The following is an 18,726-nucleotide window of genomic DNA, read 5'->3' as shown; positions in this document are numbered from 1 at the left end:
TAATGAGCAAGCGCAAACTAAAATCTTATTTACAAGAATTATCTAAAGAAGAGCTAGAAGAGCAGATTCTTGAACTACATGATCGATTGAAAGAGGTAAAGGAGTTTTATGACTTTGTCTTTAATCCCAATGAAAACAAGAGGGTAGAGGAAGCGAAATTCAAAATAGGTAAAGAGTATTTTCCACCTTCCAACAGAAAAGCCAAGAAGCGTAGATCAGTAGCTCAAAAATTCATCAAAGAGTTTGTAAAGCTGGGAATGGAACCCATATTAATTGCAGATATAATGCTTTACAATGTTGAAATAGTACTGGCTTTTACGGCAGAAACAACAATTAATCAAGATGCGTTTTATAAAAGTATGCTCAAATCTTTTGAAGAAGCAGTAGATTATATAGATAAAAACGGATTACAAGCTAGTTGTAATCCGCGTATCGAAAAAATTATTGATCAGGTTTATGAGCAGAATTGGATTAACAAATCTGCATTTGAAAACGTGATGATGAAACGAATCAATTAATTATTCTACAATTGTCATTTCGTCAATAAGGTGTGTCGCTCCAGCATACTTGTCCACAATAAACAAGATGTATCTGATGTCGCATGAAATAGTTCTTTGAAAGTCTTTTTCAAAGAAAATATCACCGCTCATTGCTTCCCAGTTTCCGTCAAAAGCACATCCAATTAATTCACCTTTGCTATTCATGATTGGCGAACCTGAGTTTCCTCCTGTAATGTCATTATTTGATAAAAAGTTGATCCACAATGTTCCGTCTTGTCCATATCTTCCGTAATCTTTCTTTTCATACAATTCCTTAAGTCTTGCAGGAACAGTGAATTCAGGATTGTTAGGATCTTCTTTTGCCATCAAACCTTCAATGGTTGTATAATGTTTGTAATCTTTTCCCTGAGCTGAGTATGGGAGTATATTTCCATAAGTCAATCTCAAAGTAAAGTTGGCATTTGGATACCATTGTTTGTCAGGATTCATTTCTCTGATGGCTTCAATGAATAATCTGTTGGCATTATCAAGAATTTCATTTGCCTCATTAACTTCAGTTCCGTAATTTATCTTTCTGAAGTTATCCAAAAGGTCAATATTGATTAAGAAAATCAAGTCTGTCTCTAAAACAGATAATGTTGGATTCTTCAAGAACTCTTCATATCTATTTTTATCAGTAAATACGGAGTTTTTTAAATGAAACTTAGTTAAATCCATGAAGCCTCCTTTAACCAGAGCAGCAGAATCAAGCAATTTCGTATGCTGATCATGTGGTACATCTTGATAATACATATCCAACATGTTTCCTACAAGATTAACTTCAGTATTATAATCAAAAGTCTCCCATTGATGTTCAGCTTGTTGAGCTAAAGCAGTTGTCATTTTTTCTATTTGACTTTCATCAAAATCCTCATCTTCTGCTTGCATTTGAAGCATTTTGTAAAGTCTGTAATGAGAAATCATAAACCTGTTTAAACCAACAGAATAGATAGATTCAAAGAAATATACAGTTGTTGGATTAGTTTCAGTTAAAACTTTATATGCATCCTCAATATTTTTTAATACATCTTGATATTTGGCCCTGTCTTCAGGTTTTTCATTGATCCAAGCAGTGAATTGTTTTTCCAATTCTTTTTTCTTGCTCAAAACATCATTTTTCTGCAATTGCTCAGTTTGTCCAATAAAGTATTTCCAGTAGTTACTAACCTGTGCATAAGTTGAAGCGTATTTCAAACGAACCTCTGTAGATTGATTCATTTGATTTTTCATCAACTCTAATTTCTTTCCTCTAATTTTTACTCTACTCGGTTGGTCCTTTTCCACTGCCATTTCAACTCCATAAGAAGTTAAAAATCTATCAGTAGAACCAGGGAACCCCATAATGAATGAAAAATCTCCTTCTTCAACTCCTCCGATATTGATTGGTAAGTGATGTTTAGGTTTGTAAGGTTGGTTGTCCATTGAAAACTCAGCAGGTTTGTTGTCTTTTCCTGCATAAATTCTAAACATTGAAAAGTCACCAGTGTGTCTGGTCCACATCCAGTTATCTGTGTCTCCTCCATATTTTCCGATAGCTTCAGGTGGAGCACCAACTAAACGAACATCTTTAAAAGTTTCTTCTACAATTAAATAGAATTCATTTCCGCCATAAAATTCTTCAACATAAGCAGAGTAGTGCGTTCCGTCAACTGCTTTTTCAGCAATTTCTTTTGCTTTGTCTTTAATGATCTTTTTTCTTGTGTCAGCATCCATGTTGTTTTTCAACAATCCCTTGATCTGATCTGTAACATCTTCCATTCTAACAATTACGGTTGCAGTTAAACCCGGAACTGGCTTTTCTTCACCATAATTCATGGCAAAAAATCCATTAGTTAAAATATCATTTTCAGGAGTTGAATGTTCTCTGATTGCATCATAACCACAGTGGTGGTTAGTTAACATCAAACCTTTAGGTGAAATAATTTCTGCAGTACAAAATCCACCCATTTGTACAATCGCATCTTTTACAGATGGTTTTTTCTCATTATAGATCTTTTTGTAAGATAATTCAAGACCTGCCGCTTTCATGTCTTTATAGTTGTTCTTCAACATGAATGGCATAAACATACCCTCATCCGCGTGCGCAAATGTGGTAACAAAAATCAATAAAAAAAGTGCGATTTTTTTCATAACTAAATATTGGTTGGCTGCAAAAATACTGCTTTTAATAACTTTTGAGTCATTAATTAATACTTAATTGATAAGTGGTCAGATGGCTAGAAGGTTATGCTTATTCCTTAACGAATGGCAAGGTCTTAGCGCCTTCTTTGTTGATTGCAGTAGCAAAATACGTACCTACCGGTAATGTTGAGATGTCAACTGTATTTTCAGGGCTTCTTAAAATTATTTGTCCCAGTTTATTTCTAATGATGATCTCATCAGCCGATATTCCATCAAAAGAGATGTAGTTGGTTGCAGGATTAGGATAAACGGTTATTGCCACTTCTTCATTGTCTTCAATTGAAGCAAAATCAGAACCCTCAAGCATAATGTCATCAATTAACAAGATAAAACCTTCTTGAGTAAAGTTTCTAAAAGCTATATATACAGATTGATTGGCATAGCCCATAGTGTCAAGGGGTATACTTTTTCTGTTCCACTGAAAGTATTCTGCATAAACGGTTAGCAAGGTATCGGTAAAACTCGTTACAGCCGAATCTGTAGTGGACAATAAAACATAGTATCCATCAGGATATGAAGCGTCTACTGTTCTGGCTTCCCAACTGAATTTGCTAAAAGTTTGTAAAGATAATTGCGGCAAAATCATGTAGTCTTCTGAAGCAATTGTATCTGTATAATAAGAAGTACTTGCTGCACAACTGTCTCCTTGATCGTTATAAGCAATCCATGCATTTGTAAAATAAGACACGGCCGTTTCAGGCGTTTGTCCATCTGCATCTATTAACTGAAAATTAGAAGGTATTCCGTTTGAGAAATCTTCAGAGAATATGATGCTTTGAGCAGTAAGTGTATTACTACAAATTATAAAGCCTATAAGGATTGCGATTTTGTACATCAATAAATATTTCAGTGTGCTTCAACTAAATGTGTCAGCTTTGAACGGCCACAAAGTTAACGATTCAATTAGAAGAAAAGTATGATTTAAGATTGTTTAGGAAATTATTCAAATGAAAAGACAAAAATATCTTCATCATCTTTTTTAAACAGATGTTCTTCTCTTGCATATTTTTCAAGTGCTCTAGGGTCTTCCAGCTCGTTCAAAGAAACCTTTAAATCTTCTATTTGATCTCTTTTGATTTCAATTTGTTCTTTCAAATCAGCTATTCTGTCGCGCTTGTTTTTTATGGCGAAAATATCCGTCTCATGAAGGATCAATACATACAAAACCAATATCGAAGTAGATATCAGGTATTTGTTTTTAAGCATTGGAATTACTTTCTTCATAATACAAAAGTAAGCTAATAGCACGGGCCATAAAAATCATCTTCATATTAGTATTCACAATTGAAAGTTGAAATTAGCATGTTTAACTGCCTTTATATTTGCTTATAATTCGGATATTTAACAAACCTAGTAAACACAAGGAACGTTTTTCCTTTTGAATCAAAAAATGAAATTTCACCAAATGAAAATTAAAATGAAATACTTTGGCGCAGTTCTAATCTTGTCTACAGCTTTATTTACAGTAAGTTGTAAAAAAAATGCATCAACTTTTCAAGGACAAGTAAGATACATTGATTCAAACGGAGCTTATCATATTGCAGATTCAGCAATGATTACGCTACATAAAAATGACACAGGTAAAGTAGCTGAGTATACTTCGTATGCTGATGAAGAAGGAATTTTTCAAATTCAAAATGTAGCTGATGGTATTTGGGTAGCTAAAGGAGAACTTTGGTTAGATACCCTTACGCAGTACGTAGGAATAACTAAGAAATTGGAGTGTAAAGGCAAAGATATCGTTGCTGCTCCAATTGATATGGAGTAATTCATGAGACGGTCACGAAATCAGGAGGGAGGTCAATTGGGAGCGATATTAATGCTTGTGTTTGGCCTAATTATTCTGTTTTTCACAGTTCCAATTTTCATAAACTCTGATTCTAGTTTAAGTTTGGAAGGATTCTTTAATGGAATTTATAAGATGTTTATGCTTCCTTTATTGTTGCTAGGAGCAGGATTTACAGTTATTGGGATTTATCAATTAGTTAGATCTTCTTCCAATAGCTAATCTTTGTAGTCTTTCAATACTTTCTTTGATCCAATTTTAGCTGTAATATAATCTACGCTTTTCTTTGGTGATCTGGCTGGTGAATATTCTCTACCGTACAGGATGATTTGAATGTGTAATTTGTTCCACTTGTCTTTAGGAAACAGTTTTTTGGCGTCTTTCTCTGTTTGAGTAACAGATTTTCCATTTGTCAATCCCCATCTGGTCATTAATCTGTGGATGTGCGTATCAACCGGGAATGCTGGCACATCAAATGCTTGAGACATTACAACACTTGCCGTTTTATGTCCAACAGCAGGCAATTCTTCTAGCGCGGAAAATGATTTTGGAACTTCTCCTTTGTACTTATCAATTAAAATCTCAGACAAACCAAAGATGCCTTTAGATTTCATAGGGCTTAATCCACATGGTCTTATAATTTCTGCAATTTCTTCTACAGACATTTTAACCATATCGTAGGGATTGTCAGCTCTTTTGAATAGGATAGGAGTGATTTTGTTTACTCTTTCATCAGTGCATTGTGCAGAAAGTAATACGGCAATTAGTAAAGTATATGGATCTTTATGATCAAGCGGAACGTCAACTTTTGGATATAATTTTTCCAGTTCGTCCATTATATATGCTGCTTTTTCCGCTTTTGTCATTCAGTATCTTTTTTGTTTTCGTCTTCTTTTAATTTGAAGCCATTACCTATAAAACCTAGAAATTCTTTAAAGGCAGATTTCTTAGAAAACACATCTTTAGCCACCTGTTTCTTTGCCTTCTTTTTATTCTCCTTTTGCTCTTTTAGGATTTTATCCAGTTTTTCTTTGCTGATGTTGATGTTGGTGTTGTTCTCAGATTTCTCAACGGTTATTGAGTCCTCTTCAGCATTCACCATATGAGTTTGATCATCATTGAGCTCACGCTTTTTTGGATCATAACCTAAAATGTCATTGCCCTTTTCAAACATCTGTTTTGCACGAGCCATGTTTCCCATCTGCTCCAACAATAATCCCATATTGTTATAGGTGATCTCATTCTCCGGATCTAATTCTATAGATATTTCATAATCTTCCAAAGCTCCATCAATATCTTTCATTCGGGCTTTTAAAAATCCTCTGCATGAATAGAAATAAGCATATTTATCATCCAATTCAATAGACCTATTCATATCAAACAAACTCAAGTCAAATTGATTCAAATTCAAATAACAGACAGCTCTTTGGTTATATATGAAAGGATCTGTTGCATTAATTTCTAATGCCAAACTGAACAACTCAATCGCTTCTTCGAATTGATTTTCGTTAAATTTGGCAACAGCTTTTTCGTAATGAATGTTCTCAGACATGGTGCAAATTTACAAAACCCATATTTTATAATGACATTTCCACAGTTTAGAAAATACAAAGGAATTAATACCTGGTTCAAAATTGAAGCTAAAAATCAATTTACTGAAATAAAAAAAGTAGGAAATCAGTTTCAAATACATGAAGTGATTGCAGAACAATATCCCGAAAAATTAATGATTCAAGACATGCTCAACTGTTATGAGGATAGATGGGAAGAAATAAGTGAAGAGGAGTATTTAGCAATTGAAAAAGGTATTTAACTATTTCCAATCAACTCTATCACCACGTTTTTCATTTAATATTTCAGCAGGCAAAACGTCTTGAATTACATTTTTAAGTGCTTCTAAAGTTCTTTGCTTAACAAAGATTCTATTAGTCACCAATCCAATTTCTCTGATAGGGTTAAGCCCTTTGATTTCTTTAACTCTTGATTGTTTTGAAGGCGTAAGATCATTCACAGCTAATTCAGGAATAAGTGTTAATCCACCTTCTCTGTCTACCATTTTGATTAAGGTTTCTATAGATGCAGATTCATATGAAAATGGCAATTTATTACCTGATTCTTTAAGTGCACAAACATTAATTACTTGACTTCTGAAACAATGCCCTTGACTTAGTAACCAGATGTTTTCATTGCTTATTTCATCCAATGTAATCTTTTCTTTTTCATACAAAGGGTGCTTGGGATGACAATAGATAAAGATCTTTTCAAAATACAAAGGAATCTCTGTAAAACCGCCATTAGGAACAGGAGTGGAGATAATGCCTACATCTAAAGTATCTTTCTCTAATTCAGCTAAGATCTCTTCTGTAAGTAATTCCTTGATTTTGATTTCTAAATCAGGATAAGTCTTAGTTAATTTTCCTATAAATACAGGAAGTAGATAAGGTGCAACTGAAGGAATGATACCCAGTTTTAATTCACCAACTACAGTATTTTTATTAGCTTGAACAATCTCACCAATTTTGGCAGATTCAGCTAAAATTATTCTGGCCTGATCAATGATAATTTTACCAATTTCTGTAGGCACAACAGGTTGTTTAGAGCGATCAAAGATGGTGATATCCAGATCATTTTCTAGCTTTTTAATTTGCATACTCAGTGTAGGTTGAGTAACAAAACACTTTTCAGCTGCTATGGAGAATTGACGGTAAGTATCAACCGCCACAATGTATTCTAATTGTACTAAACTATGCATAGATGTGATAAATATAATTACAATTAATTATTTATCCTGTCTATTCTGAAGCAATGAAACTAATGCTCCAAACCCTAAAACAAATCCAACAATAATAATTAGAAGATTGGCAATTATAGAAAATACGCCTGTTGAAAGTAGAATAATACCTGTTAGTAGAATTGCGAATCCCAAAATGGCTAACCAAGCTTTTCCACTATTTGGGTATTTATTTTTGTTTTTATCAGAGTCTGGTGCTCCTTTACCTTTAATAAATATGAAGCGGAATCCTTGTACAAAAAGGAACAATGCTAAAGCAAATACAATAATTCCTAGTATTACTAGACCTGCGCTCCCTGAAAAAGTTAAAAAAAGTCCAAACCACACAATCGGCACGGCAATAACTATTAGAAAAAAACCTACTAATCTTGGACGAGGTTTCTTGCGCTTTTCTTTAATGGGACTATCAGACACCTCTTTACTTTGTTTTTTTAAGTTTTGTAAAATAATATGATCATTAGCACTGTTGATTTCTGATCTCTCATATTTAGGTGATTTGTCAACAGAACCCAAATCATTGTGATCATAAGCTGATGAAAGGAATAATCCAAGAATGAATAATAGTGATATGGTAATGACTGATTTCAATGAGTTATTCTTCTTTAAATATTTTACGCAAGCCTTTTACCAATAGGAAAATGGCAAAGGCAAAAAGTAAGATTCCGACTATTATCCAAATAATGGAGCTTAAAAAGATTATAATTAAACCCAGGGCAAGTAAAGGAAACGCTAATACAAGCAATAAGAAACCGATTAATCTGGGACGTGGCTTTTTGCTGATACTTTGACTTGGAGTTTTAGTTAACTTGACAGCCTGCTTAGCAATTGAAATAATATTTTGATGATCTGCATTTGTTGTAGACCTCTCTAATTTGTGAGAAGAGCTTTTAACTTGAACAATTACAGGTTCACTTGCAATAGATCTTGTTCCTAATGAAAGTAATATTGTAAGGATCAATAGTTGTCTCATATCTATTAATTTTTAAGTAAAAAAAGGATGAGCAGAACCCATCCTTTTTTACCACTTTAGTGCGTATATCTCAAAACTATGTAATTTGCACTATTTAAAGAAGTTAACCATTGATTTTTCAGTTAACAAGTTTACTTCTTCTGGAAATTCTGCGTGTAAAACCAACTTGTTTTGATGGTGGTGCTCCAATGATGCAATTTTATCTCTGTTCAATAAAATCACAGTTGAGTGACCATAGTGATCAGTTTTATCTAAAATTGTTTCTTCGTTGAAATCGCATTGCCAGTGAGTTTCCGGAACTTCTTGGTCATACTCAATTTCAATTGTTGGAACTTTGAAATAATCATGTTCACCAATTCCTTCAAAGTCAAACACTATTCTAAGAAAACCACCTTCAATTTTATAATTTTCATTCAGTCCTAATGATTTTAATGATAGCTTTCCTGTAGTGGGTGAGTTGAATTTAATGTAGATTTCTCCTTGTTCAATATTTACTGTATTACTCATAATTAAAAGGTTTAATTCAAATGTATATGTATTGTGTCAGCTCATTACTGATGATCGTCAGCTAAATTAAAGATTCAAATCATAATTTGCTTAATTTCACAACATGTTATCTAAAGAAGAGGCTAAACAACTGCGAATTGACTTTTGGAGCAAATTGAGTGACCAAATGGAAAAAATGAAAAATCCGTTTGGTTCAAAGGTGAATTGGATGAATTACAATACCGGTTTTAATCACTTGTATTTTAGAATGGAAGCTGATGAAGAAGGATGTAGATTATGTATTGATATTCAGTTCCCGGATCCTGGAGTGAGAGAAGTGTTTTATGAGCAATTTCAAGAGTTTAGCAATATTCTGGAAGGTAAATTCAAAGACCTCAAATGGTATCCAACATTTGAGCATTGGAACGGTAAAGAAATTTCTAGAATCGCAATTGAAAAGAATGATTGCAATTTAAATAGGAGAGAAGACTGGGATAAAATGCACTTATTTTTAAAGTTAAACTTTGCAAAGCTAGATGCCTTTTGGTGTGAATTTGATGAAGTTTTCAAAGGCTTGAAATAAAAAAATCCCGCTCTGTGAAGAGCAGGATTTTAATATCTGGATATTACAGATTAAAGTTTATTGAACTTAACAGTAGTTAACTGAGTTCCTGAGTTGATTCTAGCAACGTATTGTCCTGATGATAAATCATTTACATTTAATACGTGTTGATTAGAACCGTTAGTTGTGTTAATGTCTTCTGAAATAACTACTGCACCTAACATATTTACAATTTCAATTGTAGCTGTTGCTGCTACTGTAGTTTCAAAATTAATATTCAATACATCATTAGCAGGGTTAGGGTATACAGTCAATTTCTCAATTGAATTATTTACAATTGATGCAGCTGAACAAGCCATTACAGTAGGGTTAAATCCTGAAGGAAATGCAGCTTCAAAAGTGCTTACATCAGAGATTGGCCACACATCATTCTGAACCATTTTGTTATCCGGTCCAATTAAACAATAAGTTGGGAAAGCTCCAACGCCAAAAGCAGAAGTTACGGCTCCACCGCCACCATCTGCAGATACTGCCGGTGCATGATTGAATGTTCCTCCATAAGTTGCTTCAAAAGCATCTACTTCAGCATCTGAATCAGTTCCGTTATTGATAGATATTACATAAAGATCTCCTGCATTACATCCGTATTTATCGTGTAATTCATTGTAAAACGGCTGTGTTTGTTGGCAAGGACCGCAAGTGTCAAAGAAAAAGTCAACAAAAACGTATTTTCCTGAAGCGGTAATTGTGTAAAGGTTATGTGTGTTGCCTTGTGTATCGGTAACAGTGAAATCTGCTACAGTGGCACCATTTGAGTAGTTGTTTGCCTGATTAAAGCCAATAGTAGCGAATCCGGCGCAAAGAATTAAAGTGAGTAAAAATTTGTTCATATTGTTTGAGTTTAGATTTATGGCAATGTAATGAAAAATAAGTCAGAATGTTACACCGAAATTTCAATTAACCTTTGAATCCTAGCGCACAAAAAAAGACCCTCTACTGAAGGTCTTTTGATATTTTATTTATTTGAGTTCAAGTGTAAACTATCCTTTTCTACAATAGTTGAATGATATAGATTGTCATCAAAATAATCTTTGTATGAAATCACTTTCTTCTTTTCATTTTTTTCTGTTTTGGTGTAGTAATTATCTAAAAAAGGAGCGATATCCTCATAATTAATCCAAAAAAGAATTCTTTCTCCCATAAGTTTCCCATTCATATCATAGTTATTCATAACTGGAGCAATAGCTTTTATCTGCTTCTTTACTACTTCACCAGCTTCATTTGTCATCCATTCTTCACGAATACGATATTTAATTATATCTCGATCGCTATAATAATTGTATTCTCTAGGATAGTAAACAACATCTCCTTTAGCATTGATTGAGTCATTACCTGGTTTAGCTATACTTTGCATTGCTACAAGAGGAGCTCCCCAATTTGTACTACCTAAAAATCCTTCTTTCACAAAGTTTTTGTAATTATTGTCTGTGAAAAATGTTCCATCCTTAGATTTACCGTACAATTCGGCATTTATTGGGTATTTAAACAGACCTTTGTCTTTGTGATCAACCCAATTTGGGTCAAATGGCGCATAAAGAGCTACCTCATTTTTTAGCACGTGATAGAGAAACAATGTATATAGGTTTTGATTTTGATCTTTGATGTCTTTTTCTAGTTGGTCAAGATCCATTTCCCATTTAATCACACTCCATCCAATGGTTTTCTTATTGGATGGTTTAAATAAAAAAGAATTGTCATTATGTGTCGAATCTATATCGCTCCATACATTTTGTGCATAGAGTTTTTTATAGGTAATAGAAGTTTCATTTTTTGAAAAGCTAGAGGCCAAAAACAGTCCGCTAATCAGTAGTAGTAGATTTAAAAATTTAGTTTTCATAGAGTTAGATTTTAGAATATAATTCAAGTTTTGCCTTGAAGTAACAGCGTTCAATATATAAAATTGATTCTAAAACAAAAAAAGGGATGCTATTTAGCATCCCTTTTTTAATCTATTTAAACTACTACTAGTAGTAAATGTGTCTTCTCACTTTTGCAATGTGTTTTGCTAATCTGATTACCTGTTTTGTATAACCATATTCGTTGTCATACCAGGTATAGATAACCACGTTTTTGCCATCAGGAGAAACGATTGTTGCAGGAGCATCAAATACAGAACAACAAGTGTTGCCAATAATATCATTTGATACTAACTCTTCATCAACTGAATAATAAATTTGGTTTACCAAGGCTCCGTTTAAGGCAGCATCTTTAATTGAAGCATTTACATCTTCTACAGTTACAGCTTTGTCTAATGACAAGTTGATCATTGCTAATGAACCGTTTGGAGTTGGTACCCTTACTGCGTTTGCAGTTAATTTATTCTCCAATGAAGGAATTACTTTAGTAACTGCTTTTCCGGCACCTGTAGATGTAATTACCATATTAATAGCTGCAGAACGACCTCTTCTTGGTTTCTTGTGCATGTTATCCAACAAGTTTTGGTCGTTTGTATAAGCATGAATTGTTTCAATATGTCCTTTTACAATTCCATATTTATCTTCCATTACTTTAAGAATAGGAGAGATGGCATTAGTTGTACAAGATGCTGCTGAAACAATGTGGTCGGCTTCTAAATTCACATCTTTATGGTTGATTCCGTAAACGATATTCGGAATTCCAGAACCTGGAGCTGTTAATAAAACTCTACTCACTCCTTTAGCTTTTCTGTGTCTTCCTAAAGCTTCTTTATCTTTAAAAACACCAGTATTATCAACTACCAGCGCATTGTCAATTCCAAATGCTGTGTAATCAATATCTTCAGGATTGTTAGCCTCAATCATTTGGATGATTTGTCCATTAACAATCAACTGTTTTTTATCTGTATCTACATCAACTGTACCTTTAAAAGCTCCATGTACCGAGTCATTTCTCAAAAGAGCTGCTCTTTTAATCAATTGTTCAGGTGAAGCATTTCTGGTAACAATTGCACGTAATCTCAATTGTTGTCCTTTACCGGCTTGTTTAATTAATTCTCTAGCAGCTAATCTTCCAATACGACCAAATCCGTATAATACAACGTCTCTTGGTTCAAATTGTAAAGGACCGGCCTGGATAACTTCACCTAATTTGTTTCCTAAGAAATCAGTTTTAGATGCAAATTTATCTCCTTCTTGAATCCACTCGTAAGCTAATTTTCCGATATCAATTTTTGAAGGTGGAATATCCATTTCATAAATTGCTTCAGCTAATTTAGAAGTAGTAGAAATGTAGATTTTTTTACCTACTGTTTTTTCGGCATAATTGTGTAACTGAATAATTTCAGAAACAGTAACGTCTAACAAATGATTTCTGAACAATACTAGTTCAATTCCTTTGTCATACAACAATTTACCTACATAGTTAGATAATTCTACAGCAGCCTTTTCTCTATCAATTTGGCTCTGTAATTCTTTTTCGTATCCTACGGTTGATTCCATGCTAGATGCTTTGAAAATTAATTTGCTGCAAAGGTACTTCCTTAATTTGAATCAGGTAAAAGATTCTTAGAAAAATTGACGTATAGTTGAAAACTTAAGACAAATTGTTGGAGTAGGGGTATAAAAAAAGCCGTTCCAAACGAAACGGCTTCTCAATAATTTCTCTAGAATTATCCTAAGTATGCTTTTAACAACTTGTTTCTAGAAGTATGTCTTAATCTTCTGATTGCTTTTTCTTTGATTTGTCTCACTCTTTCTCTTGTTAAATTGAATTTAGCTCCAATTTCTTCAAGAGTTAATCCGTGATTCATTCCAATTCCAAAGAACAATCTGATGATTTCTCTTTCTTTATCTGTTAGTGTAGACAATGATCTTTCGATTTCTTTTTGCAATGACTCAGCCATCAAGTGTTTGTCAGCTTTTGGTGAATCAGTGTTTGCCATAACATCCATCAATGTACCTCCGTCTTCAGAAGAAGAAAGCGGCGCATCCATAGATACGTGACGACCTGCAACTTTCATTGATTCTTTGATCTTATCTTCAGGAACTTCTAATACCTCTGCTAATTCTTCAGCTGAAGGTGGTCTTTCATATTCCTGCTCTAACTTAGAAAATGCTTTGTTGATCTTATTTAAAGATCCTACCTGGTTTAACGGTAGACGAACAATACGTGCTTGCTCAGCCAAGGCTTGCAAAATTGATTGACGAATCCACCATACGGCGTAAGAGATAAATTTAAAACCTCTTGTTTCGTCAAACTTTTGTGCAGCTTTGATCAAACCTAAATTACCTTCATTAATCAAATCGGGTAGAGTAAGACCTTGGTTTTGATACTGTTTTGCCACTGAAACCACGAATCTTAAGTTGGCTTTTGTAAGTTTTTCAAGGGCCGCCTGGTCTCCTTGCTTAATTCTTTTAGCCAATTCAACTTCTGTTTCAGCAGTGATCAATTCTTCTTTACCAATGTCTTGCAAGTACTTGTCTAATGATTGACTCTCGCGATTTGTAATTGATTTTGTAATCTTTAACTGCCTCATGCTTGAATTTTCCTTTCTTTTAGAGAATTATATTGTAAATAGGAAAGCAAATGTAAACTAAACACCCTTCCGTGTCAAGAGTTAATTTGCAATTTCCACAACTTTTTTTTCATCTTTCTTATAACTCTATTTACTCTCAAAAGGTTACAATATTTAAAACCTTTTAGTTAATAGACGATTAACCCCTTGGTAAATTGCAAATTAGCTCTTAAAAAAAGTTAATTGCAAATTGGATTCTAAACTTTAATAATTGAAAATTATACCTTAATTGCCAGCTACATAATCTTCTAAGTAACTGTAATCAGGCATTAATTCACCTTCCAAATTAGTTTCTGAAGCTCTTTCAATAATTCTATCCGGATCTTCTCCAAATAAATAAGGAAATACTTCATTGATTAATTCGCCACCAAAATCTTCTGATGCGTCTTTGGGTAATTCACACGGAAGATTATCTACAGCCATCACGCAAATCGCTCCATCTGCTAAAGGATCAACTTCAGATTCAGTTGAAGGATTATAACCGTAAATTGGTTTAGCAATAGTTGAGGGTCTTATTGTACAAGCAACCGGACCATCAATGTCACACGAAATGTCTGCTACCACTTTTGTTCTTAGTCCATTCATCTTCAAGTCTTCTCTTGAAATAATAAAAGGAGAACTGGCATCCCAGTAATGTGCAGCAATATACATGTCCGCTTCTTTTAAATATCTGTCAAAAGTAGATACATGGCCTTCACCACTTTCAAAGAATGCTAATCTGTCAAATGGTTTACCATCTGCTCTGCCGTAATAATGCTTTGCTTTTAAATGGGTAAAAACAGCTTCATCAAATTCTTGATCTAAAAAGTCTTCAGGACTTACTTCTTTTAAACCTAAGCTGGTAAAAATTTCTCTGGCTCCATTTCCAACTCTACCAAATCCTGTAGCTACAATCTTAGTTCCAGCAGGTAATTTTACCTTTTTTAATTCAGCTTCTAACTCCTTACGATCTTCACATGCATTGGCAGGCTTTAATTGATACAAACCGGTTTTTGCTCCGTAAGCTAAAAAACCATTGTAACATCCTACAATTCCTGCATATCTACCAAATCCAATGATTCGGTTTTCATTTTTATCAGTTAAAGTTTCGTAATCTATTAGCTGGATTTTCTTGTCTAATATGGCACGCAATAAATCCCTGTTGTAAGGTTGTTCTTTAAATGTGTGTGAAAAGAACATGTACTTTTTATTTGGGATTAAATCTTTGATTGGCACTTCTTTTACCCCGATAAGAATGTCGCAATCAGAAATATCTTCAACTACCGGTAATCCTAATGAAGCATATTCCTCATCTTTAAAAGCCCTTACTTCAGAGGTTTGCACAATTACTTCCACATTGGGGAATTTTTGTTGTACTTCAACACATTGAGCAGGGGTTAAAGGAACTCTTTTGTCCGGGGGGACTTTTCCTTCGCGAATTACAGCTAGTTTAATTTTAGACATCTCTTAATAATCGATTGAGGCAAAAATAGAAATAAAATGTTCTTGCCCGTTAATTATACCGTTGAACATGTAAAAACTGAAGCTAATTGTCTTTTACCTCAGGTAGTTTACTCAACAGATTATCCAAGTCTTCAATGTGTCTGGAAATAGCCATTTTACCTTTATCAGAAATAATCACATAATCTCCTTTTTTGGTTTTGCTAATGAATTTTATATCATCCATCATTATTTCCAAATCACCTATATTATTTAATCTTCTGATAATTGAATTGGTTGTGATTTCGTACTCTAATGATTCAAAAGAGCTGGTCAAAGTTTTTTTGATTTTGTTGCGCATGTAAAAGAACAAGATCACTATGAGAATACCAAAAATACTAAGGCTCACAATTCTTGATTGATCGTATTCACGGTCTTTAAAAATGAGGATAGAAGAAGTGATAGCCACAATTACTACAATGAAGACAATCACCATTTTTTGAGTTTTTTGAATTTGGGTTTCAATTCCCTCAGGAGACATTTTATAGATAGCCATGATGCAAAAGGTTTGTTCAAAATTAATCTTAATAGCTGAATTAATTGCGCAAAACGGTTTGATTATCTATCTTTGCAGGCCCTATTAATGAAATATTTTCTGGGGTAAAACGTCTAAATAGACAAAGTTCTTTGGGGCCGACTTGGATTTGACTGCAATAGCGGTAGATGTACAAGCATGTCGAGCAACGCATGTAATCTCGTTAAACTTTTGTGTACAATCAAGAATTGACAACAATAATTCTTACGCGTTAGCTGCGTAATCTTGGACTAAGTCTGATTACCTTAATCCACTCTGAAGTATAGTAGGAGGGACTAACTACTCACTGTGACCTTGCCTGATGGTTACGGACTTTGAGTATCATTTATTGGGCTGGTTGAAGTAGCGCTGTGATGCTTCAACGAGATTTAAGCAGCTTAGATCTTCAGTAGGGTGTTTGTGTCCGGCTGCTGGTTGAAATTTAATCACAAAATAAACATGTAGAAACTATATAGACCCGTTGTTAGGACGAGGGTTCGATCCCCTCCGGCTCCACCTTCGCTCTCCGAAGCTTTAGCGAAGGAGAGCTTCTATAAAACGAAGCTCCCTGCACAATCGCTAAAGCCTTCTACGAGCTACGGTGGATACTATCCACTAAAAAAATGTAAATCGCTTTAGCGAAGGAGAGCTTCTATAAAACGAAGCTCCCTGCACAATCGCTAAAGCCTTCTACGAGCTAGTGTCTCCGCTAAAGCTTTAGCAACATGCGGACTGTGGATACTATCCACTACACAGATTCTGAACCAACTCGCACATTAAATTATAAATTATGCATTACGTGTATTTACTACAATGTGCGAACGGTTCAATATATACCGGATGCACAAATAATCTTGAAAACAGATTAAAAAGGCATGAGAGAGGAGAAGTTCACTATACCTCGGATAAATTGCCAGTGGAAGTGATTACCTATATTTGTTTTAAAGACAAATACAAAGCTTATCAATTTGAAAAGTATCTTAAGTCGGGCTCTGGAATTGCCTTCAGACAAAAAAGATTGGTTTGAAAAAGATGTCAATATATGTAAAACAATGTTTCAACAATTTATGAATGTTTCAACATTTTTTTTAGGCTCATTATCCTTCTTTATAGCAACATTCTTGTTTACAAGTTGTAATTCAAGTAACACCTTTAAAAGTTCGGAAAGTGTTGAGCAGGGACTTAATTCTATTCAGGGAAGTTGGATAAAAATTAAAGGTCTAGATGTGAATCAAGAAACTGGAGAATCAAAATACTATGAACATTCCGGTGATCTTCGTTATAATCAAATTGATTTTTCCGGTGACACTTTAAGATTGATAAATTATCCTTACTGCACGCAAAGTAAATCCCTTATCAAGGTAGAAGGAGATACTATTTTTTATAAAGATAGTCACGAACTTGCATTCTTTTATGAATTCCGGGATGATACCTTGATCCTAATGAGGTATTTAGGAAATCTACTGGAGGAAAATTATTTTGTTTCAAATAAGCCGGAAACATTGTCCTATAATAGGATTAAAAACTGTGGTGTTAATTGGGAAGCGTTTGAGACAAATGTGATTTGGCAGGATGTCAACTACTTAGCTAATCCGGATGTTGTACTTCCATTATGTTTTGAATATAAAAAGGATTTCGTTCCAATGAAATTAAACCTTTCATCTGAAAATTCAGAGAATTATTATACAAGGAGAGATTCTCTTTATTATACGAGCAATGGTAATTCTTTTACTTATAAATTTCAAAGTTTTAATGAAGATAAAAAAAGGCTTTACCTAAGTTTGGTTTGTCCTGAAGGTGGTGAGAATGAACAAGAAATTCATTTATGGTTTTCGCAAAATGAATAAGTTATCATTCACAATAAAATTCTACTTTCTCTCTAATTGAGAGAAGATACTTTGAAAAAGCTAGGGATATTTGTAAAACAATGCTTCAACAATTTATGAATGTTTCAACAAACTTATTATTGATACTTTTCTTCTTTTTAGTTGGATGTGGTTCTCAACCAACTATAGAAAATCTAAATAATCCAGATAAGGATAATATTGAACGTCTTGAGTCTGTTGTATGGCAGGAAGATCACAGAATCGTTATTGGTTTAGAAAAAGAAAATGGGCAATACGTAAAACCTTCAGCAGATCAATTTGATAAGCAAGGAAAATATTATCCACCACCTTATAATCAAATTTACTTATGGAGGTTTGATAATGACACAGCTTACCATTTGGAATTTCCAAGACAAGCAAGCTATATAGGGACATATTCAACAAAAGAAGATTCGTTGTATTTCGATAAACCGATTTTTAGTGGTGATAACTTATTTGATCAATGTGATAATAGTTTTACTTTTTCAGGTGACACTTTAATCATTACTCAGGATTTCATTACCGCCAGAACACAATATTTTCTAATCCCAACAAGCATTGATAGCAAGCGGATTAACAGACTTTGTTTTGAAAGAGTCGACTGGAGTCAACTTCAATTTAAATGGATTAATAATTATGAAGAACTTACTCAAATTGACAACTTATCATATCTAGCAAATGGAATTCCAAGCTATCTAGATTTATCTATTGATAGATCTATAAACTACTCATTTGCAAGAGACACCTTAAAATATTACGACTCTGAAACTGATACAACATATACATTTCAGTACATACAATCTTGGTTAGATAAAGAAGTATGGGTCAATAAAAGTTTATCTCTCAGATTACTTGGAGTAGAGGGGAATAGAGAAGTCTCATATACAGAAATCATAAATGAATAAACTCTCATTCACAATAAAATTCTATTTACTTTTTTAACAAAGAGAAAGCAGTTAAAACAACCTATGTATGTAGCATTACTTTAAATAGGGGATAAT

23 protein-coding genes and 1 other RNA gene are annotated in these 18,726 nt (G+C 33.7%); 9 read left to right on the top strand and 15 right to left on the bottom strand.

Annotated elements, in window-relative coordinates; translation table 11 throughout:
* The first annotated feature begins 2 nt into the window (after positions 1–2).
* Positions 3–518 carry a DUF6155 family protein gene (locus K6119_RS02605; RefSeq protein WP_221833914.1) on the top strand — a complete coding sequence of 172 codons (516 nt, stop codon included), beginning with the start codon at positions 3–5 and terminating at the stop codon, positions 516–518.
* Here the strand turns inward: K6119_RS02605 and K6119_RS02600 are convergent, their stop codons facing one another.
* From K6119_RS02600 to K6119_RS02590, 3 genes are all read right to left on the bottom strand, one after another.
* Positions 519–2,669: a S46 family peptidase gene (locus K6119_RS02600; protein ID WP_221833915.1), complete on the bottom strand. Its 2,151-nt coding sequence runs from the start codon at positions 2,667–2,669 to the stop codon at positions 519–521. It lies immediately after the preceding gene.
* A gap of 100 nt (positions 2,670–2,769) precedes the next feature.
* Positions 2,770–3,555: a T9SS-dependent choice-of-anchor J family protein gene (locus K6119_RS02595; RefSeq protein ID WP_221833916.1), complete on the bottom strand. Its 786-nt coding sequence runs from the start codon at positions 3,553–3,555 to the stop codon at positions 2,770–2,772.
* 104 nt (positions 3,556–3,659) lie between these two features.
* Positions 3,660–3,944: an FtsB family cell division protein gene (locus K6119_RS02590; RefSeq protein ID WP_221833917.1), complete on the bottom strand. Its 285-nt coding sequence runs from the start codon at positions 3,942–3,944 to the stop codon at positions 3,660–3,662.
* 181 nt (positions 3,945–4,125) lie between these two features.
* Between K6119_RS02590 and K6119_RS02585 the strand changes: the two genes are divergently transcribed.
* A complete protein-coding gene (locus K6119_RS02585) occupies positions 4,126–4,488 on the top strand; it encodes a peptidase associated/transthyretin-like domain-containing protein (RefSeq protein ID WP_221833918.1) in 363 nt (120 codons plus the stop codon).
* A gap of 3 nt (positions 4,489–4,491) precedes the next feature.
* Entirely contained in the window at positions 4,492–4,728 is a 237-nt protein-coding gene (locus K6119_RS02580) for a hypothetical protein (protein ID WP_221833919.1), read from the top strand.
* Here the strand turns inward: K6119_RS02580 and nth are convergent.
* Entirely contained in the window at positions 4,725–5,372 is a 648-nt protein-coding gene (gene nth, locus K6119_RS02575) for an endonuclease III (protein ID WP_221833920.1), read from the bottom strand. The genes K6119_RS02580 and nth overlap by 4 nt on opposite strands.
* A complete protein-coding gene (locus K6119_RS02570; RefSeq protein WP_221835268.1) occupies positions 5,369–6,058 on the bottom strand; it encodes a tetratricopeptide repeat protein in 690 nt (229 codons plus the stop codon). The genes nth and K6119_RS02570 overlap by 4 nt, the downstream gene beginning before the upstream one ends.
* 30 nt (positions 6,059–6,088) lie before the next feature.
* On the opposite strand from K6119_RS02570, the gene K6119_RS02565 reads away from it, so the two are divergent.
* On the top strand, positions 6,089–6,319 hold the full coding sequence (locus K6119_RS02565) for a hypothetical protein (protein ID WP_221833921.1): 231 nt from the start codon (positions 6,089–6,091) through the stop codon (positions 6,317–6,319).
* On the opposite strand, the gene K6119_RS02560 is transcribed toward K6119_RS02565, so the two are convergent.
* The 4 genes from K6119_RS02560 to K6119_RS02545 form a co-directional block, all read right to left on the bottom strand.
* Positions 6,320–7,258, bottom strand: a complete 939-nt coding sequence (locus K6119_RS02560; protein WP_221833922.1) for a hydrogen peroxide-inducible genes activator — start codon at positions 7,256–7,258, stop codon at positions 6,320–6,322.
* Positions 7,259–7,285: 27 nt separating this feature from the next.
* Complete coding sequence (locus K6119_RS02555; protein ID WP_221833923.1) at positions 7,286–7,885, bottom strand: hypothetical protein; 600 nt, start codon at positions 7,883–7,885, stop codon at positions 7,286–7,288.
* Positions 7,886–7,889: 4 nt separating this feature from the next.
* A complete protein-coding gene (locus tag K6119_RS02550) occupies positions 7,890–8,267 on the bottom strand; it encodes a type IV secretion system protein (RefSeq protein ID WP_221833924.1) in 378 nt (125 codons plus the stop codon).
* A gap of 90 nt (positions 8,268–8,357) precedes the next feature.
* Positions 8,358–8,774 carry a hypothetical protein gene (locus K6119_RS02545; protein ID WP_221833925.1) on the bottom strand — a complete coding sequence of 139 codons (417 nt, stop codon included), beginning with the start codon at positions 8,772–8,774 and terminating at the stop codon, positions 8,358–8,360.
* Positions 8,775–8,877: 103 nt separating this feature from the next.
* Here K6119_RS02545 and K6119_RS02540 point away from each other — a divergent pair, with 103 nt between their 5' ends.
* Positions 8,878–9,336, top strand: coding sequence for a DUF4268 domain-containing protein (locus tag K6119_RS02540; protein ID WP_221833926.1), 459 nt, complete (start codon positions 8,878–8,880; stop codon positions 9,334–9,336).
* A 50-nt stretch (positions 9,337–9,386) separates the two neighbouring features.
* On the opposite strand, the gene K6119_RS02535 is transcribed toward K6119_RS02540, so the two are convergent.
* The 6 genes from K6119_RS02535 to K6119_RS02510 form a co-directional block, all read right to left on the bottom strand.
* Entirely contained in the window at positions 9,387–10,205 is an 819-nt protein-coding gene (locus K6119_RS02535) for a T9SS type A sorting domain-containing protein (protein ID WP_221833927.1), read from the bottom strand.
* Positions 10,206–10,330: 125 nt separating this feature from the next.
* Positions 10,331–11,212 carry a hypothetical protein gene (locus tag K6119_RS02530; protein WP_221833928.1) on the bottom strand — a complete coding sequence of 294 codons (882 nt, stop codon included), beginning with the start codon at positions 11,210–11,212 and terminating at the stop codon, positions 10,331–10,333.
* A 127-nt stretch (positions 11,213–11,339) separates the two neighbouring features.
* A complete protein-coding gene (locus K6119_RS02525) occupies positions 11,340–12,791 on the bottom strand; it encodes a glyceraldehyde-3-phosphate dehydrogenase (protein ID WP_221833929.1) in 1,452 nt (483 codons plus the stop codon).
* A 170-nt stretch (positions 12,792–12,961) separates the two neighbouring features.
* Positions 12,962–13,828 carry a sigma-70 family RNA polymerase sigma factor gene (locus K6119_RS02520; protein ID WP_221833930.1) on the bottom strand — a complete coding sequence of 289 codons (867 nt, stop codon included), beginning with the start codon at positions 13,826–13,828 and terminating at the stop codon, positions 12,962–12,964.
* 264 nt (positions 13,829–14,092) lie between these two features.
* Complete coding sequence (locus tag K6119_RS02515; protein WP_336246102.1) at positions 14,093–15,310, bottom strand: NAD(P)-dependent oxidoreductase; 1,218 nt, start codon at positions 15,308–15,310, stop codon at positions 14,093–14,095.
* Between the two features lie 82 nt (positions 15,311–15,392).
* On the bottom strand, positions 15,393–15,842 hold the full coding sequence (locus K6119_RS02510; protein ID WP_221833932.1) for a hypothetical protein: 450 nt from the start codon (positions 15,840–15,842) through the stop codon (positions 15,393–15,395).
* 133 nt (positions 15,843–15,975) lie between these two features.
* On the opposite strand from K6119_RS02510, the gene ssrA reads away from it, so the two are divergent.
* The 4 genes from ssrA to K6119_RS02490 all read left to right on the top strand — a co-directional run bounded on the left by ssrA (position 15,976) and on the right by K6119_RS02490 (position 18,630).
* Positions 15,976–16,379, top strand: a transfer-messenger RNA (tmRNA) gene (gene ssrA / locus K6119_RS02505).
* 271 nt (positions 16,380–16,650) lie between these two features.
* A complete protein-coding gene (locus tag K6119_RS02500) occupies positions 16,651–16,887 on the top strand; it encodes a GIY-YIG nuclease family protein (protein WP_221833934.1) in 237 nt (78 codons plus the stop codon).
* A gap of 25 nt (positions 16,888–16,912) precedes the next feature.
* Entirely contained in the window at positions 16,913–17,707 is a 795-nt protein-coding gene (locus K6119_RS02495) for a hypothetical protein (protein WP_237828081.1), read from the top strand.
* Between the two features lie 80 nt (positions 17,708–17,787).
* Positions 17,788–18,630 carry a hypothetical protein gene (locus K6119_RS02490; protein WP_221833936.1) on the top strand — a complete coding sequence of 281 codons (843 nt, stop codon included), beginning with the start codon at positions 17,788–17,790 and terminating at the stop codon, positions 18,628–18,630.
* The last annotated feature ends 96 nt before the right edge of the window (positions 18,631–18,726 follow it).

Source organism: Paracrocinitomix mangrovi (assembly GCF_019740355.2).
GTDB classification, from domain to species: domain Bacteria; phylum Bacteroidota; class Bacteroidia; order Flavobacteriales_D; family Crocinitomicaceae; genus Paracrocinitomix; species Paracrocinitomix mangrovi.
This window is presented reverse-complemented; position numbering and strand designations above follow the sequence as displayed.

Excerpts from the sequence above, each read along its gene's own strand:
- K6119_RS02605 (WP_221833914.1), top strand. The coding sequence starts at position 3 with ATGAGCAAGCGCAAACTAAAATCTTATTTACAAGAATTATCTAAAGAA.
- K6119_RS02600 (WP_221833915.1), bottom strand. The coding sequence starts at position 2,669 with ATGAAAAAAATCGCACTTTTTTTATTGATTTTTGTTACCACATTTGCG.
- K6119_RS02595 (WP_221833916.1), bottom strand. The coding sequence starts at position 3,555 with ATGTACAAAATCGCAATCCTTATAGGCTTTATAATTTGTAGTAATACA.
- K6119_RS02590 (WP_221833917.1), bottom strand. The coding sequence starts at position 3,944 with ATGAAGAAAGTAATTCCAATGCTTAAAAACAAATACCTGATATCTACT.
- K6119_RS02585 (WP_221833918.1), top strand. The coding sequence starts at position 4,126 with ATGAAAATTAAAATGAAATACTTTGGCGCAGTTCTAATCTTGTCTACA.
- K6119_RS02580 (WP_221833919.1), top strand. The coding sequence starts at position 4,492 with ATGAGACGGTCACGAAATCAGGAGGGAGGTCAATTGGGAGCGATATTA.
- nth (WP_221833920.1), bottom strand. The coding sequence starts at position 5,372 with ATGACAAAAGCGGAAAAAGCAGCATATATAATGGACGAACTGGAAAAA.
- K6119_RS02570 (WP_221835268.1), bottom strand. The coding sequence starts at position 6,058 with ATGTCTGAGAACATTCATTACGAAAAAGCTGTTGCCAAATTTAACGAA.
- K6119_RS02565 (WP_221833921.1), top strand. The coding sequence starts at position 6,089 with ATGACATTTCCACAGTTTAGAAAATACAAAGGAATTAATACCTGGTTC.
- K6119_RS02560 (WP_221833922.1), bottom strand. The coding sequence starts at position 7,258 with ATGCATAGTTTAGTACAATTAGAATACATTGTGGCGGTTGATACTTAC.
- K6119_RS02550 (WP_221833924.1), bottom strand. The coding sequence starts at position 8,267 with ATGAGACAACTATTGATCCTTACAATATTACTTTCATTAGGAACAAGA.
- K6119_RS02545 (WP_221833925.1), bottom strand. The coding sequence starts at position 8,774 with ATGAGTAATACAGTAAATATTGAACAAGGAGAAATCTACATTAAATTC.
- K6119_RS02540 (WP_221833926.1), top strand. The coding sequence starts at position 8,878 with ATGTTATCTAAAGAAGAGGCTAAACAACTGCGAATTGACTTTTGGAGC.
- K6119_RS02535 (WP_221833927.1), bottom strand. The coding sequence starts at position 10,205 with ATGAACAAATTTTTACTCACTTTAATTCTTTGCGCCGGATTCGCTACT.
- K6119_RS02530 (WP_221833928.1), bottom strand. The coding sequence starts at position 11,212 with ATGAAAACTAAATTTTTAAATCTACTACTACTGATTAGCGGACTGTTT.
- K6119_RS02525 (WP_221833929.1), bottom strand. The coding sequence starts at position 12,791 with ATGGAATCAACCGTAGGATACGAAAAAGAATTACAGAGCCAAATTGAT.
- K6119_RS02520 (WP_221833930.1), bottom strand. The coding sequence starts at position 13,828 with ATGAGGCAGTTAAAGATTACAAAATCAATTACAAATCGCGAGAGTCAA.
- K6119_RS02515 (WP_336246102.1), bottom strand. The coding sequence starts at position 15,310 with ATGTCTAAAATTAAACTAGCTGTAATTCGCGAAGGAAAAGTCCCCCCG.
- K6119_RS02510 (WP_221833932.1), bottom strand. The coding sequence starts at position 15,842 with ATGGCTATCTATAAAATGTCTCCTGAGGGAATTGAAACCCAAATTCAA.
- K6119_RS02500 (WP_221833934.1), top strand. The coding sequence starts at position 16,651 with ATGCATTACGTGTATTTACTACAATGTGCGAACGGTTCAATATATACC.
- K6119_RS02495 (WP_237828081.1), top strand. The coding sequence starts at position 16,913 with ATGTTTCAACAATTTATGAATGTTTCAACATTTTTTTTAGGCTCATTA.
- K6119_RS02490 (WP_221833936.1), top strand. The coding sequence starts at position 17,788 with ATGCTTCAACAATTTATGAATGTTTCAACAAACTTATTATTGATACTT.